The organism is Muricoccus radiodurans (genome assembly GCF_050154705.1).
Taxonomy (GTDB): Bacteria; Pseudomonadota; Alphaproteobacteria; order Acetobacterales; family Acetobacteraceae; genus Roseomonas; species Roseomonas radiodurans.
The window spans coordinates 5,571,282-5,586,528 of sequence record NZ_CP189561.1; the positions used below are offsets into that span (position 1 = coordinate 5,571,282).

At 72.4% G+C, this 15,247-nt stretch carries 11 protein-coding genes and 1 riboswitch; of the genes, 6 read left to right on the forward strand and 5 right to left on the reverse strand.

Going from position 1 to position 15,247, the window contains the following annotated elements; all coding sequences use genetic code 11:
- Position 1 precedes the first annotated feature (1 nt).
- Genes metH through ACP6CK_RS25955 form a run of 4 tightly spaced genes read left to right on the forward strand, consistent with a single transcriptional unit; the run spans position 2 to position 6,253 of the window.
- A complete protein-coding gene (gene metH / locus ACP6CK_RS25940; protein WP_426956221.1) occupies positions 2-3,496 on the forward strand; it encodes a methionine synthase in 3,495 nt (1,164 codons plus the stop codon).
- Positions 3,497-3,521: 25 nt separating this feature from the next.
- On the forward strand, positions 3,522-4,409 hold the full coding sequence (locus ACP6CK_RS25945; protein ID WP_426956222.1) for a cation diffusion facilitator family transporter: 888 nt from the start codon (positions 3,522-3,524) through the stop codon (positions 4,407-4,409).
- Positions 4,410-4,439: 30 nt separating this feature from the next.
- Positions 4,440-5,681: an energy transducer TonB gene (locus ACP6CK_RS25950; RefSeq protein WP_426956223.1), complete on the forward strand. Its 1,242-nt coding sequence runs from the start codon at positions 4,440-4,442 to the stop codon at positions 5,679-5,681.
- Between the two features lie 5 nt (positions 5,682-5,686).
- On the forward strand, positions 5,687-6,253 hold the full coding sequence (locus ACP6CK_RS25955; RefSeq protein WP_426956224.1) for a cob(I)yrinic acid a,c-diamide adenosyltransferase: 567 nt from the start codon (positions 5,687-5,689) through the stop codon (positions 6,251-6,253).
- 70 nt (positions 6,254-6,323) lie between these two features.
- On the opposite strand, the gene ACP6CK_RS25960 is transcribed toward ACP6CK_RS25955, so the two are convergent.
- The 5 genes from ACP6CK_RS25960 to ACP6CK_RS25980 all read right to left on the reverse strand — a co-directional run bounded on the left by ACP6CK_RS25960 (position 6,324) and on the right by ACP6CK_RS25980 (position 13,194).
- Positions 6,324-7,568, reverse strand: coding sequence for a polysaccharide pyruvyl transferase family protein (locus ACP6CK_RS25960; RefSeq protein WP_426956225.1), 1,245 nt, complete (start codon positions 7,566-7,568; stop codon positions 6,324-6,326).
- A gap of 206 nt (positions 7,569-7,774) precedes the next feature.
- Positions 7,775-8,821 carry a DUF3592 domain-containing protein gene (locus ACP6CK_RS25965; protein WP_426956226.1) on the reverse strand — a complete coding sequence of 349 codons (1,047 nt, stop codon included), beginning with the start codon at positions 8,819-8,821 and terminating at the stop codon, positions 7,775-7,777.
- Between the two features lie 128 nt (positions 8,822-8,949).
- On the reverse strand, positions 8,950-10,908 hold the full coding sequence (locus ACP6CK_RS25970; RefSeq protein ID WP_426956227.1) for a TonB-dependent receptor plug domain-containing protein: 1,959 nt from the start codon (positions 10,906-10,908) through the stop codon (positions 8,950-8,952).
- Positions 10,909-11,055: 147 nt separating this feature from the next.
- A riboswitch (cobalamin riboswitch) is annotated at positions 11,056-11,316 on the reverse strand.
- Between the two features lie 47 nt (positions 11,317-11,363).
- Positions 11,364-12,032: an exopolysaccharide biosynthesis protein gene (locus ACP6CK_RS25975; RefSeq protein ID WP_426956228.1), complete on the reverse strand. Its 669-nt coding sequence runs from the start codon at positions 12,030-12,032 to the stop codon at positions 11,364-11,366.
- A 190-nt stretch (positions 12,033-12,222) separates the two neighbouring features.
- Positions 12,223-13,194 (reverse strand): Bug family tripartite tricarboxylate transporter substrate binding protein, encoded by a 972-nt coding sequence (locus ACP6CK_RS25980; protein ID WP_426956229.1) that lies wholly within the window; start codon positions 13,192-13,194, stop codon positions 12,223-12,225.
- A 106-nt stretch (positions 13,195-13,300) separates the two neighbouring features.
- Here ACP6CK_RS25980 and ACP6CK_RS25985 point away from each other — a divergent pair, with 106 nt between their 5' ends.
- Both ACP6CK_RS25985 and ACP6CK_RS25990 read left to right on the forward strand, forming a co-directional pair.
- Positions 13,301-13,921 (forward strand): DUF1194 domain-containing protein, encoded by a 621-nt coding sequence (locus tag ACP6CK_RS25985; RefSeq protein WP_426956230.1) that lies wholly within the window; start codon positions 13,301-13,303, stop codon positions 13,919-13,921.
- Positions 13,922-13,986: 65 nt separating this feature from the next.
- Complete coding sequence (locus ACP6CK_RS25990; protein ID WP_426956231.1) at positions 13,987-15,099, forward strand: 2-aminoethylphosphonate--pyruvate transaminase; 1,113 nt, start codon at positions 13,987-13,989, stop codon at positions 15,097-15,099.
- Positions 15,100-15,247: the final 148 nt, after the last annotated feature.

Consider the following 15,247-nt stretch of genomic DNA (forward strand, 5'->3'; position numbering starts at 1 on the left):
CATGACCCGACCGCACCTGCTGGATGCCCTTCGCGACCGCGTGCTGCTCTGCGACGGCGCCATGGGTAGCCGCGTGCAGATGCTCACCCTCGACGTGGAGAAGGACTACTGGGGCCAGGAGAACTGCACGGAGGTGCTGAACCTCTCCCGCCCCGACCTCGTGCGGGAGATCCATCGCGGCTACTTCGAGGCCGGCGCCGACATGGTGCTGACCAACACCTTCGGCGGCAGCCCCGTCACCCTCGGTGAATTCGACCTCCAGGACCGCGCGCGGGAGATCAACCGCCGCGCCGTGGAACTGGCGCGCGAGGCGTCCGAAGGCTTCTCGGACGGCCGCCCGCGCTGGGTGATCGGCGACATCGGCCCGGGCACGCGCCTGCCGAGCCTCGGCCACATCGACTACGACAAGCTGGAGGCCGCGCTGGCCGAACAGTGCCGCGGGCTGATCGAGGGCGGCTGTGACGCCATCCTGACCGAGACGAACCAGGATACGCTCTTCATCAAGGCTGCCGTGAACGGCGCCAAGGCCGCGATCGCGGAGGCGAAGTCCGATATCCCGATCTTCGTGCAGGTGACGGTGGAGACGACCGGCACGCTGCTGGTCGGACCCGACATCGCCGCCGCCGCGACGGTGGTGGACGCGCTGGACGTGCCGCTGATCGGGCTGAACTGCGCCACCGGTCCGCAGGAGATGGCGGAGCACGTCCGCTGGCTCTCGCAGAACTGGCGCGGCTTCCTGTCCTGCCAGCCGAATGCGGGCCTGCCGGAGCTGGTGGATGGGAAGACCCACTACCCCCTGGGCGCCGCCGAGCTGGCGAGCTGGATGGAGCGCTTCGTCACCGAGGACGGGCTGAACCTCATCGGCGGCTGCTGCGGCACTTCCATCCCGCATATCGGCGCGCTGGACGCGATGCTGCGCAAACTGGGCGGCGCCGCGGCGCGCCCCGCGCCCGTGATCCGGAAGCCGGTCTGGATCCCCTCGGTCTCCAGCCTCTACGGCGCGACCGCGCTGCGGCAGGAGAACGCGTATTTCTCCATCGGCGAGCGCTGCAACGCCAACGGCTCCAAGGCCTGGCGGGAGCGGCAGGCCGCGCATGACTGGGACGGCTGCGTCGCCATGGGCCGGGAGCAGGTGGGGGAGGGGTCCAATTCCCTCGATATCTGCACCGCCTTCGTCGGCCGCGACGAGATGGCCGAGATGAACGAGGTGGTCACCCGCTTCACCAGCAGCGTGAACGCCCCGCTGGTGATCGATTCCACCGAGACGCCGGTGATCGAGGCCGCGCTGAAGCTGCATGGCGGCAAGCCCATCATCAACTCGATCAACTTCGAGGATGGCGAAGGCCACGCCCAGGACCGCATGGTCCTGGCGAAGAAGTTCGGCGCCGCCGTCATCGCCCTGACCATCGACGAGGTCGGCATGGCGAAGACCGCGGAGGACAAGCTGCGGATCGCCGAACGCCTCGTCGCCTTCGCCTGCGGCAAGCACGGCCTGCCGCAATCCGACCTGCTGATCGACCCGCTGACCTTCACCATCGCCACCGGCAACGAGGACGACCGCAAGCTCGGCCTCTGGACGCTGGAGGGCATCCGCATGATCCGGGAAAGGTTCCCGGACATCCAGATCATCCTCGGCCTGTCCAACATCTCCTTCGGCCTGAACCCGGCCGCGCGGCACGTGCTGAACTCGGTCTTTCTCGATCACGCCGTGAAGGCGGGGATGACGGGTGCCATCGTCCACGTCTCCAAGATCAAGCCGCTCCACCTCATCCCGCCGGAGGAGGTGAAGGTCGCGGAGGACCTGATCTTTGACCGCCGCGCCGAGGGCTACGACCCGCTCCAGGCGCTGCTGGCCATGTTCTCCGGCCGCAAGGCCGCCGACACCGCCAAGCGCGTGAAGGCCGAGACGGTGGAGGGCCGCCTGAAGGACCGCATCGTGGATGGCGACCGCAAGGGCCTGGACGATGAGCTGGCCGATGCGCTGGCCAAGGGCATCGCGCCGCTCGCCATCATCAACGACGTGCTGCTGGACGGCATGAAGGTGGTGGGGGAGCTGTTCGGCGCCGGCAAGATGCAGCTTCCCTTCGTGCTCCAGAGCGCGGAGACGATGAAGGCGGCCGTGGCCTATCTGGAGCCGCACATGGAGCGGGTGGAGGGCCAGGAGAAGGGCACCATCGTCCTCGGCACCGTGAAGGGCGACGTCCACGACATCGGGAAGAACCTCGTGGACATCATCCTGACGAACAACGGCTACAAGGTCGTCAATCTCGGCATCAAGGTGCCGCTGGCCGACATCGTCACCGCCGCGAAGGACCACAAGGCGCACGCCATCGGCATGTCCGGCCTGCTGGTGAAGTCCACTGTCGTGATGCGCGAGAACCTGGAGGAGATGTCCCGCCAGGGCATCGAGATCCCGGTCATGCTCGGCGGCGCGGCGCTGACGCGGAACTACGTGGAGGAGGATTGCGTCAAGTCCTATGCCTGCGGCCGTGTGGCCTATGCGCGCGACGCCTTCGACGGCCTGCACCTGATGGACAAGGTGATGGGCAACGGCTTCGACGACTACCTCGCCGCGCTCCAGGCCAAGCGCGCCGGCAAGTCGAAGAACGAGAAGCGCACCCTCGGCGTCGCGGACCCCCGCGGCTTCGCGCCGGTGGACGTGAACTACGCCCAGGAGCGCCGCCGGCGGGTCACGGCCGGAGAGCCCGTGCCGACGCCACCCTTCTGGGGTGCCCGCGTGGTGGAGGCGCCGCCGAAGGCCATCGTGCCCTTCATCAACGAGCGCAGCCTGTATCAATTCCAGTGGGGCTTCCGGAAGCAGGGGCGTTCGCTGGACGATTTCCTCGGCTGGGCGAAGCAGGAACTGCGCCCCGTGCTGCGCCGGATGCTCGGGATCACGGAGGAGCAGGGGATCCTCAAGCCCCAGGCCATCTACGGCTACTGGAAGGCGGCCGGCCAGGGCAACGACCTGATCCTCTTCGAGGAGGACGGGGTCACGGAGGCCTGCCGCTTCACCTTGCCGCGTCAGCCGAAGGGGGATGGCGAGTGCATCGCCGACTTCGTCCGGGACGTGGACGAGGCCGAGCGGGACGTGATCGGTCTGCAGGTGGTGACGGTCGGCCAGAAGGCGTCCGACCTGGCGCGGGAGTGGTTCGAGGAGAACCGCTACCAGGACTACCTCTACCTCCACGGCCTGAGCGTCGAGATGGCGGAGGGCATGGCGGAGTACGTCCACAAGCGAATCCGCGCCGAACTCGGCTTCGCCGGGGAGGACGACCGCGACATAGAGAAGATGCTCTCCCAGGGCTATCGCGGCGGCCGCTACTCCTTCGGCTACCCGGCCTGCCCACGGCTGGAGGACCAGGAGCCCCTCCTGCGCCTCCTGGGGGCGGAGCGGATCGGGGTCACGATCTCCGACGAATGGCAACTGCACCCGGAGCAATCCACCTCCGCGATCGTGCTGCACCACCCGCGCGCGAAGTACTTCTCGGTCTAGGGTCGGCCGGGCTATCCCTCCGCCCATGGGGGATACCGAACGCACCGCCTGGACCAGCCTGCTGGTCGGCCTCGTCGTGCTCGCGCTGAAGGGCGCGGCCTGGTGGCTGACCGGCAGCGCGGCCCTGTTCGCGGACATGCTGGAGACCGTGGTGAACGTGGCCGCCAGCGGCACTGCGCTCGCGGCCGTGCGCTACTCCGCCATGCCGGCGGACGAGAACCACCCCTATGGTCACGCGAAGGTGGAGTATTTCTCCGCCGTGCTGGAGGGGGCGCTGATCCTCGTGGCCGCCCTGCTCATCATGAAGGAGGCGTGGGACGCCTTCCTCGTGCCCCGCGCGCCGGACCAGCCGGTGGTGGGCATCGCCCTGTCCTTCGTCGCCACCGCGGTGCTGTCGGTCTGGGGGACGATCCTCGGCCGCCGCGGCCGGGCGCTCGGCTCGCCGGCGCTGGTGGCGGACAGCCGCTACCTCCTGGCCGATGCGGTCACCTCCATCGCGGTGGTCATCGGCGTGGGGCTCGTGGCCGTCACGGGCCTGCTCTGGCTGGACCCGGCGCTGGCGGTCGGGGCCGCGCTGATGATCCTTCTCTCCGGCCTGCGGCTGCTGCGCTCCTCGGTCGGTGGCCTCATGGACGAGGCGGTGCCGGCCGTCCTCCTCTCCCAGATCCGCACCGTCGTCTCGAAGGAGGCCGAGGGGGCGCTGGAAGCGCACGACCTCCGCACCCGCCAGGCCGGGCGCCACACCTTCATCGAGTTCCACCTGGTGGTTCCCGGCGACATGACGGTCGCCCGTGCCCACGACATCTGCGACCGGATCGAATCCGGGCTGCGCGACGCCGTCGGCCAGGCTGTCATCACCATCCACGTGGAGCCCGAGGGCAAGGCGAAGCACAGCGGGGTCCTCGTCCTGTGACCGCCCGGGTTCCGTGACCGCCCGGGCCGCATGACGGCCTGGGTCTGGGCGCCCACCGCGGCCCCGGTCTGGCGCCCCCGCCGCCGGCGCGCGCAACGTCGCGCCTGGCCCTGGGCGATGGCGGCCGTCCTGCACGGCGCCGTCCTGGCCGGCGTTTCCCTCGCCCTGCACCGCGACCCGCCGCCGGAGGCCCGGATCGAGGAGGGCGTGCCCCTCGTCTGGTCCGGCCCGATCGGCACGGGGGAGGGAGCGCCGGAGCTCTCCCCGCCCGCGGAGGCCGCGCCGCCGCCCACGCCACCGGCCCAACCCGCGCTCCAGGCCCCGCCGGAGTTGCCGCCGCTGCCGCCTGTGGCGGAGGCCCCCGCACCGCCGCAACCGCCCCCTCCGCCGGCGATGATGGCCGAGGCGCCGCCCGGGCCGGCCACCCCCACCATCCCGGCGCCCCCGCGGCCGGCCGAAGCGCCGTCGGCCCTCGAGAGCCCGCCGCCCGCCGTGGCCGCCCCGCCTTCGGAGGCGCCGCCCGTGACCAGCCCGGCGCCGCTGCCGCCGAACCTGCCGCGCGCGCCCGCGCCGGAGCTCGCGCTTCCCCCGCCGCCCGCCGCGCCACCGGCTCCCCCGCCGCCCCAGCTCGCAGAACGCCCACCGAGTCCGCCGGTGCCCTCTGCTGCCCCGCCGGGTCCACCGGAGCAGCCCACGACCCCGCCCCGCGTGGCGGCGACGGTGCCCCCGCCGGTCCCCGCGCAACCGCCGAGCCCCCCGCGCCCCCGCACGCCGCCGACGCAGAGTCTTGCAGAGGCAGAACCGCTGCCGCTTCCCCCACCCCCCGCGCCCCCACCCCCGCCGGAGCGCGTGGCGCGCGACGCGCCGCCGACTCCGCCCACGCGCCCATCGCGCGACGCCCCGCCCTCCCCGAACGCGCCGTCGGACGCGGCCCGCCTCGCGGCGCTCGGCGCCGTGCGGCTGGGCGCGGGGGCGGAGGGGGCGCCGGGCGAGACGAGCGGCGTCGGTGCCCCGCGCCCGGGCTGTGCGGATTCCATCGGTTACCCGCCGGGGGATCGCGCCCGCGGCGTCGTCGGCGCGGTCGGGATGCGGCTGCGCGTCTCCGATGACGGGCGGGTGGTGGAGGCGCGGGTGACGGAGACGAGCGGCTACCAGTCGCTCGACGAGGCCGCCCGGCGCGGCATCCGCCGCTGCCGCTTCTCCCCCGCCCTTCGCAACGGCGAGCCCGTCTGGGGCAGCCGCGACTACCGCGTCGTCTTCCGCCTGGAGTAGCCGAGATGGTCAAGCTGGACGTTATCACCACCCGCGCCGGCGACGGGGGCGAGACCTCGCTCGGGGACGGCACGCGGATGCGCAAGGACGCGCCGCGGATCGAGGCGCTGGGCGCCGTGGACGAGGCGAACGCCGCCCTCGGCCTGCTTCGCCTGCACCTGACCGGAGAGGCGGAGGCGCGGATCGCCGGGATCCAGAACGACCTCTTCGACCTCGGCGCAGACCTGTCCGTGCCGATGGACGACGCGCGGGACCGGCTGCGCGTCACCGCGGCCCAGTGCGCGCGGCTGGAGGCGGAGCTGGCCGCGATGAACGCCGACCTGCCGCCGCTGCGCTCCTTCATCCTGCCCGGCGGCACGCCGGCCGGCGCGCACGCGCATCTTGCCCGCACCCTCGCCCGCCGGGCGGAGCGGGCGGTGGTGCGGCTGGCGGCGGAGGAGGCGGTGAACCCGGACGCGGTCCGCTATCTCAACCGCCTGTCGGACCACCTCTTCGTGCTGTCGCGCGTGGTCAATGGCGGGCGCGACCCGCTCTGGGTGCCGGGCGGGTCGCGGGACGCATCGGCGACCTGACCGCAGCGGAGCCGAACGTCGGGCGTCGGGGCCAGCAGGACCGGCGCGAACGCCGCTGAGGCCTGCGCCCTCAGTCCCCTGCGGCGGCTGGCGCGGAGAGCGCGAGCTTGGTCAGGAAGGGCGCGGGAATGATGCCGTTGGCCTCGAGGAAGTCGACATAGGCGCCCGCGGCCTGCCGCCGGTGCGCGTCGTACCGGTCGCCGTCGAAGTCGATCATCTCCCGCAGCGTCGTCCGGGTCAGCGGGCCGACGAGGTCGGACGCCGCGATATGGGGGACCGAGGTCTGCTCGCACAGCTCCCGCGTCCGGGAATCGATCGTGATCGCGAGGCCCATCCGCTCGGCCTGCAGGGCCAGCGCCGTCCCGTGATAGCGCGGCCCGACCGTGAGATCATGGCGGCGCAGGGAGTCCATCCAGGAGGGCACGTCGAAATAGGCCCTGGCATAGTTGCGGCACCAGGCCGGGAACTCCTCCCGCGTGTAGTGCGGCACGATGTGCTTGCGCAGTCGCTCCAGCACCGCAGGATCGATCGTCGCGGTCTCCTCCCGCGCGAGCTTCAGCATGTCGCCCATGGACTGGACGACGTACTGGCCCGGCGCGACCGGGTCCATCATCAGGCTGACGAGCTGGTGCTCGATGGTCCGGACCTGTGGCCAGGACTGGTGGCCCGCCGCGACGGAGATCGAGCGCGGCAGCCCGCCGCTTCTCCAGCGCGACTGGATGCGGCGCCCGAGATTGATGCGCGGGTTGATGAAGTAGGAGGGGCAGCCCCCGACCATGGCGCCGCCCAAGCCGAGCTTCCCGATCTGGTCCCGGGAATAGGGGCCGCGCGCATAGATGTTGTTCGGCGCGTTGCCGCGATGCGCCCCGATGACGCGAAGCCAGTCCAGCGTGCCCTCGCTGAGCTCGACATCGGCCTCGTAATCCGAGGCCTGTGCGCCGAGACCGATCGCGACGATCGGCAGCCCCGCCTCCCGCAGCGTCTGCCCGAAGCTGCCGAGCTCGGAGTGCTTGCCGAGCTGGTTCGCGCAGGGAATGACGAGGATGTCGGCCTTCTTGCGGAGCGTCTCGGCGGGCGTGTTCCAGCCCATATAGGTGAACGGATTCCGGATGTGGCTGGCGACCGCATAGGCGAAGGCGAGGTTACCGGTGTTGCGGCCCACGCCCGAGAAGAGGCTCTCGAAATCCGCGTTCGCGTAGAGGCCGAGATTCTCGCTCTTCCAGAGCAGGCCGACCCGGGCCTTCTTCGCGGCCGGACCGGCGGATGCCCGCCCGACGACCGGATCATCCACGATCTGTTCCTCGCTGACGCTCATGCATCCCTCGACCTCGTCTCTGCGTGCGTGCTGGCCACGTAGGCCAGCAGTGGGCTCGCCGCAGTTTGGCCGCTGGGGGCGGGAGCGTCACCGTCCCGCACGGCTCCCACGCCGCCTTGCCGCGATCACGGGCCCGCGCTCCGAGGCACGTTGCGGCGGGTCGGCTGGACGGAGTGCGCCGGCCGCTCCGGTCAGAGCGCCCGCCTTCAGCTCCGCATCCCCTGCTCCTCCCGCCACCACGGGCCGAGCTTGCGGCGGAGGAACCACGTGCCGGAGACGAGCACGACCAGGAAGACGAGGGCGGCGAAGAGCGAGCGGTGCCATTCGTCCCAGAGGCTGGCAGGCCGGGCGGATTGCGGGTCGTGGCGGAGGTAGCGCACCGGGACAGGGTCGCCGGGCGAGAGGCCGCGGATCGCCGCGTCGCGCTCGGCGTCCAGCGCGATCTCCCGGCCGTCCGGCGTCCGGAAGCGGATGGTCGTGATGTGCAGGGGCCGGAACTCGCCGCCGATCAGCTGCCGCTCCTTTACGCGGAGCGCCACGCGGCCCTCGGTGACAGCCGACACATCGCGATACGCCAGGGCCGACGAGACCTCCCCGTGCGCGAACACGAAGGCGATGAGGATCAGCCCGGCGATGCCCGGACCCGCAAGGAGCAGCTTGAGACGGCCGGGCAGGCCGGTGCCGCTCTCCGTCACCTGCGCCACGCCCCAGATCGTCTTCTTCGTGTAGGTGCGGGGCGGCGGGATGGGCTTGCCCTCCGTGCCGAGCACCCAGGCCGGCAGGAAGAGCCAGGCAGCCCCGAGCGCGAAGGCTGCGAAGAGCAGCCCGAGCACCGGCCCGAGAAAGAGGCTCGGCAGGGAATCGGCCTCCGCCCAGCCGCGGTCCGCGGGATCCTGCCACACGGTCACGGCCTGCGGCACGGCGTAGCGCCGCCAGGAATTGTGGTTGCGGGACCGGGCAAGCTCGCCCGCGCCGGGGCCGTCGATGATGCGGAAGACGGGCCGGTAGGTCACGCCGCGGCCGGAGCCCGGGCTCCGGACGCGTTCGATCCGGTCCACCACGGCGGACGCGCTCTCGGCCCGGACCACGAAGCCGGCCCAGCGTCCGGCTGAGACAAGGCTGACCGCGACGATGGCGAGGGCCGCGAGGCCGAGCATGGCGGGAAAGACGACGGAGGCGATCCGCCGGCCCCATCCTGTCTGTCCGGACACCTGATACGCCATCACGATGGCCGGCCCCTCCCGCGCGAGCACTCGTCGCGGCGCCCCTTACCGTGGGCGGTGTCGCGCGCCGGTCCCGCCGGGCGCCGTCCCGCGTCGCGCCTGTCGCATCCGGGAAGGGCGGAAGGAGAGGGGGCCGGGACGAACCCGGCCCCACCCGGTCAGAGCCGGAAGCGCGTGCCCACCAGCACCGTCCGGCCCGGCAGCTGGAACCCGTTCGCCGGCTCGAAGTCGCTGTCCGTCAGGTTCCGCCCCTCCAGGAAGAGCGCGACGGGCTCCGTTACCTGCCACGTCACGGTCAGGTTCAGCACCGTCCCTGCCTTGTTGTCGCGCGCGACCGTGTAGGAGGAACCGTCGTTGCGATAGGAGGCGAAGGCCCCCTCCCGCGAGCGGCCATAGACGATCAGCTCCGGCGCGATCGTCACCGTCTCGATCGGCCGGATCGCGGCATTGATCGAGAGCTGCTGCTCCGGCCGCCGCGCCAGCCGCTCCCCGGTGGCGACGTCGCGCGCATCCGTCACGGTGTAGGCCGCGGTCGCGCGCAGCCAGGGGGCGGGGCGAAGGGTCAGGCTGAACTCGCCGCCGCGGATGCGGGCGCGGTCCACGTTCTCCAGCGTCGAGAAGCCGGCGTTGAAGTTGATGAGATCGCGGATCTGCGTCTGGAAATAGGTCGCGCCGAACGTCGCGAAGTCGCGTTGCGCGCCGAGGGGGACGTCGATCTCGATGCCGCCCTCGCCGCCCTCGCTCGTCTCCGGCCGCAGGTTCGGGTTGCCGCGGAAGCTCGTGCCGATCCGCCCGAAGCGCTGGTAGAGGGAGGGCGCCAGGAAGGCCGTGCCGTAGGACCCGCGCAGCCGCGCCCCGATCTCCGGCACGGAGAAGACGGCACCGACCCGCCAGGAGGTGAAGCCGTCATAATCCTCCGCCTCGTCGTGCCGCACCCCGGCCGAGAGGTCGAGCCGCTGCCCCAGCCGCACCTGATAGCCGGCATGGCCCGCGGTGCTGCCGGCGCGCGCGTTCACCGTGGTGCGGAAGGCGGGGCTGCCGGAGGCCTGCCGCACCTCCTCCTCCGCGTGGGTGATTCCGAAGGCGAGCACGCTCTGGTCGGCCGGGCCGAGATCCGGCAGCCGCACCTGGTTGCCCCAGTCCAGCACCGTCCGCTCGCCGCGATAGGTGTCGTCGGTGGAGGCGGAGGAGAGGCTGTCCGGCAGGTTCACGTAGCGCCGGCGGTCCACCGTCTGCGCGATGCGCAGCCCGGTGGTCCAGTTCTCCAGCGGGCGTCCCTCCACGCGCAGCTGCCCGGTGTAGCGGCGATCCTCGGCGGAGTAGTTCGGGTCGTCGTTCGGCACGTTGTCCAGGCCGAAGTGGTTCTCCCGCCAGTTCAGCAGCGCCTCGATGCGCAGCCGCTCGGAGGGCGTCCAGCCCAGCCGCGCCGCCGCGCCGACCTGGCGGAACCCGTCGCGCTCCCCCGTGTCGCGCCGGAAGCGGGAGGCCGTGGCATCGGTGCCCTGGGTCGAGAAGGAGCGCAGGGAGAAGAGGTAGTCGAACTCCCCCACCGTTCCCGCCGCGCCGCCGTTCAGGCGCAGCGTGCGGTTCGATCCCGCCGCCGCCTCGCCGGAGGGCGCGAAGACCCGGTCGCGCGGCGCGCGGCGCGTGACGATGTTGATCACGCCGCCGATTGCTCCAGACCCGTAGAGGGAGGACGCCGGCCCGCGCAGCACCTCGATCCGCTCCACGTCGAGGCCGAGCAGGTCGTTGCCGAAGTTGAAGGCGCCGTTCGGGTCGGCCACGTCGTTGATCGGCACGCCGTCCAGCAGGACCAGCGCGTGGCGCGACGCCGTGCCGCGGATGAAGGCGCTGGCCTGCTGGCCGATCCCGCCGGTCTGCACGAGCGACACGCCCGGCACGGCGGAGAGCGCCTCCGACAAGGTCTGGTAGCCGCGTTCCTCGATGGTCTGGCGGTCGATGACCGTGACGCCGGCGGGCACGCGCTCGATCGGCGTGGGCACGCGGGTGGCGGTCACCACCGTCTCCGCCACGGCGGCGGAGGGCTGGGTGATGTCCTGCGCATGGGCGGCAGGCGCCGCCAGCGTGGTGAAGGAGAGAAGCAGAAGGCGTCGCATCGGGATTCTCCCAGGCGAACGGTCGCGGTCTGCCGCGCGCCCGGTGGTGGGGGACGCACAGCGGTGGGCGCGGTTCGCCTGCGGAGATCCTGCGGCGGACCCGCAAGATCTTTCACCCGTGCGCCGGTGCACCTCGCCCGGCACGCGCGAAACCCCTCTGCGCCGGCCGGTCTCCTGGCTCGCGGCCTGGCGGATCGCTCCGCCGCCGGACCCCGCCTTCTCGCGGCTCTCGCCGCAATGGCCGTGGGGTCCGGATCAGCCGCCTACAGTTGCGAGGGCAGCCGCGGACTGGTCACCGGATCGGCCGCAATTTACGTCCTCGGCAAGATGCCTCGGACCATCGCGGCCGGGTGACGTCGCGCGTTCCCGTTTCAGCCCTTGCGGGCCACCGGCGCATGGGCGCGATCTAACGCACGGCCGCGTGAGGCGCCAGAGCCGTCAGAAGAAGGGGGCGTTCAGAAGAACCAGCCGAACGCCGCCACGCCGAGCCAGCCGATCGTCACCAGCACCGCGGTCGCGAAGGCGCAGCCGAGCACCGTCAGCGCGACGCCCCAGCCCATGACCTTGCTGTCGTGCTCCACCAGCCCGAGCGCCATGACGATGTTGCCGAAGGCCGGCGGCCCGTTCGTGCCCGGGCCGGGCAGGATGAGCATGATGGCGACATAGACTGTCAGCCAGCCGAACAGCTTGTCCCCCATCGGCGTGGTGAACATCCCCGGCCGCGGCCGGACGTAGCGCTCGATCCGCCCGAGCCACTTGGACGACGCGCCGGCCAGCCGCAGCAGGTCCGTCCGCTTCACGGATTGACGCGCCATGAAGGCCGGCAGCTTCGGCGTCCGCCGTCCCAGCCCCATCTGCGCGCCCAGCAGGATGATCGGCAGCCCGAAGACGCTGGCCATGCCCGGCAGCATGGCGGGCAGCAGCAGCAGCAGGATCAACAGCCCGAAGGCGCGGTCCCCGAACGCCTCGGACATCTCCCCCAGTGTGATCCGCTCCCCCGGGAAGGTCGCCGCCACCTCCGCCACGATGCGGGAGATCGGGGCGGCGTCATGCGCGGGATCGGCGTGCGGGATCGCGGTCAGCGGCGCGCCCCCGGCCGGGGAGGGGTCCGTCGTGCCGTCCATGAAACCTGGCCATCCTCCCGAACGCGAACCCGGCGCGGAGGACCGCGCCGGGGGACACTCTCGAAAACCGGACCGGCCCGCAACGCCTCGGCCGGTCCCTGGCGGAGCCGGGCCGGGCAAAGCCTGGCCGCGGGCGCCGCGCGGGACGCAGATGGCCCCGGGCGGCCCGGATTGCACCGGTGGTCCGCGCCTACTCCGGCTGGAAGTTCGCGATCCGCAGCAGTTCGGCGTTCCGCGCCACGTCCTCGCGGATGAAGGCCTCCAGCTCCGGCTGGGTCTCCACCACCGGCTCGAAGCCGAGGCTGGCCAGGCGCTGCACCACCTCCGGCTCCCGCATGCCCTCCACCACGGCGGCGTTCAGCCGCGCGACGATCTCCGCCGGCAGGGCGCGGGAGCCCCAGACGCCGTACCAGGAGTAGAACTCGAAGCCGGGCAGTCCCGCCTCGATCAGCGTCGGCAACTCCGGTGCGAGCTGGGTGCGCTGGGCCGTGGCGATGCCGAGCCCCCGCAACTGCCCGCCCCGCACCATCGGGAGCGTCGCCAGGACGGGATCGAACATGAGCTGCGCGTTGCCCGCCGCCACGTCCGAGAGTGCGGGGGCGGAGCCGCGGTAGCCCACGATCTCGATGTTCGCCCCGGTCAGCCGATTGAACTCGATGGAGCCGAGATGCCCCGCCGCGCCGAGGGAGGAGGTCGCGAAGCTCCACCGCGCCGGCTCGCGCTTGGCGCTCGCGACCACCTCCGCGATGGTGCGCTCCGGCCGGCGCGGGTCCATCACCAGGACCAGCGGGCCGCGGGCGGTGCGGGCGAGCGGCACGAAGTCCGCGACGGGATCATAGGGCGCGGCCTTCATCACGTGCCGGGCCATCGGGTGGATGCTGGCGGAGCCCATGATGGTGTAGCCATCCGCCGGCGCCTGCAGCACGGCCTGGCTGCCCACCGCCCCGTTGCCGCCGGCGCGGTTCTCCACCACCACGCTGACGCCCAGCTTCTCCCCGATCTTCTGGGCGGCCAGCCGCGCCATCGCGTCCGTCGCGGCGCCGGGGGTGTAGGGCACGATCATCCGGATGGGGCGGTTGGGATAGGGCCCCTGGGCGAGGGCGGGCATGGCCAGCAGGGTGGCCGACCCGGCGATGCCGGCCAAGAAATCACGTCTCTTCATCGTGCTGAACTCCGTTCAACGATCAGGTGAAGGGCTTTTAGCCGTGCCGTGCGTCACCCGCCATCCTGCCCTTCCCGATCGCCGGGCGGGAGCCCAACTGGCGGCGATGCGCCCTGTGGACCTCGCCCTGTGCCTCGCGGTGGATGCGTCCTCCTCGGTGGATCATGACGAGTTCGGGCTGATGATGGGCGGCCTTGCCGCCGCCTTCCGGGATCCCGCGGTCCTGGCCGCCGCCACCGGCGGGCCCCGCGGCGCGGTCGCGGTGTGCGTGCTCCTCTGGTCCGGCCGCGGCGCGCAGGAGGTCGCGGTTCCCTGGACCCCGGTGGAGGATGCCGCCACGGCTGCCGGCCTCGCCGACGCGCTCGACGATTCACCCCGCCTCGTCCCCGCCGGCGCCACCGCGCTGGGGGAGGGGATGGCCGCCGGCCTTGCCCAGCTCGCCGCCTTTCCCGGAGACGCCGCGCGGTCCGCCCTGGACGTCTCCGGCGACGGCGCCTGGAACGCCGGCCCGCCGCCCGGCCCGGTGCGGGATGCCGGGGTGGCCGGCGGCGTCACGATCAACGCCTTGGCCGTGGTGAACGAGGAACCGGACCTGCCCGCCCATTACGCCGCCGAGGTGATCGGCGGACCCGGCGCCTTCGTCATGGAATGCCCGGACTACGCCGCCTTCGCCGAGGCCATCCGCCGCAAGCTCATCCGGGAGATGCGGGCCGCGCCGACCGCCTGAGTCCCCGTTGCCCCGGCCCGCCCCCGGGTGCAGTTTCCCCCGCCTCGCCGTCCCGAGGTTCCTGAATGCTCCTGCTCACCCCCGGCCCCGTGCAGACCCGCCCCGAGACGCGGGCCGCCATGGCCGCCGACATCGCCCCCTGGGACCGCGACTTCGCCCCGGAATACATCCGCATCCGGGAGCGCGTGCGCGACCTCGCTGGCGGCCGCGCCGGGGTACACGCGACGCTCCCGCTCCAGGGCGCCGGCCACATGATGGTGGAAGCGGCGATCCGCACCTTCGTCCCGCCCGCCGGACGCTTGCTGGTGCCGAACAACGGCACCTATGCCGACCGCATCATTCGCCTGGCGCGGGAGGCCGGGCGCGACCCCGTCACGCTTCCCGTGCCCGACACGCGCGGCGTGACGGCGCAGGAGATTGCGGACGCCCTCGCCGCCGACCCGACCCTATCCCATGTCGCGATGGTCTATTCCGAGACGGGCAGCGGCATCCTCAACGACCCCGCAGTGGTGGGAGAGGCGGTGCGCGCTGCCGGCCGCCGCCTGATCGTGGACGCCGTCTCCGCCTTCGGCGCGCTGCCGTTCGACCTCTCGGCCCAGCCGGAATGCGACGCGGTGCTCTTCACCAGCAACAAGTGCTTCGAGGGCATGCCGGGGATCGGCTTCGCCGTCTGCCCGATCGAGCGCGCGCGGGAGCGCGCGGGCAAGGCCGGGTCCTGGTGCTTCGACCTCGGCGACGTGCTGCTGCACGCGGAGCGCTCGGGCTGGGGCTCCTTCCGCTTCACGCCGCCCGTGCAGGCCCTGTCGGCCTTCGGCGTCGCGCTGGACCTGTATGACAGGGAGGGCGGCCAGCCCGCGCGCCTCGCCCGCTACACGGAGAACATGCGCCTCCTCCGCGCCGGTGCGGAGCGGCTGGGCCTGCGCCCTTACCTCGATGCCGCGCACCAGGGGCCGATCATCCTGACGCTGCACCAGCCCGACGCGCCCGGCTTCACGTTGCAGGGCTTCGTGGACGCGCTGAAGCGTCGGGGCGTGCTGATCAGCAACTTCTTCACGACGAAGACGCCGACCATCCGCATCGGCTGCATCGGCGCCGTCACGCCCGACGACATCCGCCGCGCCGTGGACGCGATGGCCGGTGCTCTGGAGGAGCAGGGTATCACCCGCCGCGCGGCCTGAACGGTCCCAGGGGGAGGCGCCGCCTCCCCCTGGCCCCCTCCGCCGGGGGGCTGACAAGCCCCCTGATCCCGCGCTCGGTGGGGCTTCGACGCAGCGGGGGCGGTGAAAGCCTTCTGGAGCGAACGCGGTCCTGGGCGGTGGGGCGCGG

What these genes read in the sequence shown, in the direction of transcription:
- metH (WP_426956221.1), top strand. Translation starts at nt 2, where the DNA reads ATGACCCGACCGCACCTGCTGGATGCCCTTCGCGACCGCGTGCTGCTC.
- ACP6CK_RS25945 (WP_426956222.1), top strand. Translation starts at nt 3,522, where the DNA reads ATGGGGGATACCGAACGCACCGCCTGGACCAGCCTGCTGGTCGGCCTC.
- ACP6CK_RS25950 (WP_426956223.1), top strand. Translation starts at nt 4,440, where the DNA reads ATGACGGCCTGGGTCTGGGCGCCCACCGCGGCCCCGGTCTGGCGCCCC.
- ACP6CK_RS25955 (WP_426956224.1), top strand. Translation starts at nt 5,687, where the DNA reads ATGGTCAAGCTGGACGTTATCACCACCCGCGCCGGCGACGGGGGCGAG.
- ACP6CK_RS25960 (WP_426956225.1), bottom strand. Translation starts at nt 7,568, where the DNA reads ATGAGCGTCAGCGAGGAACAGATCGTGGATGATCCGGTCGTCGGGCGG.
- ACP6CK_RS25970 (WP_426956227.1), bottom strand. Translation starts at nt 10,908, where the DNA reads ATGCGACGCCTTCTGCTTCTCTCCTTCACCACGCTGGCGGCGCCTGCC.
- ACP6CK_RS25975 (WP_426956228.1), bottom strand. Translation starts at nt 12,032, where the DNA reads ATGGACGGCACGACGGACCCCTCCCCGGCCGGGGGCGCGCCGCTGACC.
- ACP6CK_RS25980 (WP_426956229.1), bottom strand. Translation starts at nt 13,194, where the DNA reads ATGAAGAGACGTGATTTCTTGGCCGGCATCGCCGGGTCGGCCACCCTG.
- ACP6CK_RS25985 (WP_426956230.1), top strand. Translation starts at nt 13,301, where the DNA reads ATGCGCCCTGTGGACCTCGCCCTGTGCCTCGCGGTGGATGCGTCCTCC.
- ACP6CK_RS25990 (WP_426956231.1), top strand. Translation starts at nt 13,987, where the DNA reads ATGCTCCTGCTCACCCCCGGCCCCGTGCAGACCCGCCCCGAGACGCGG.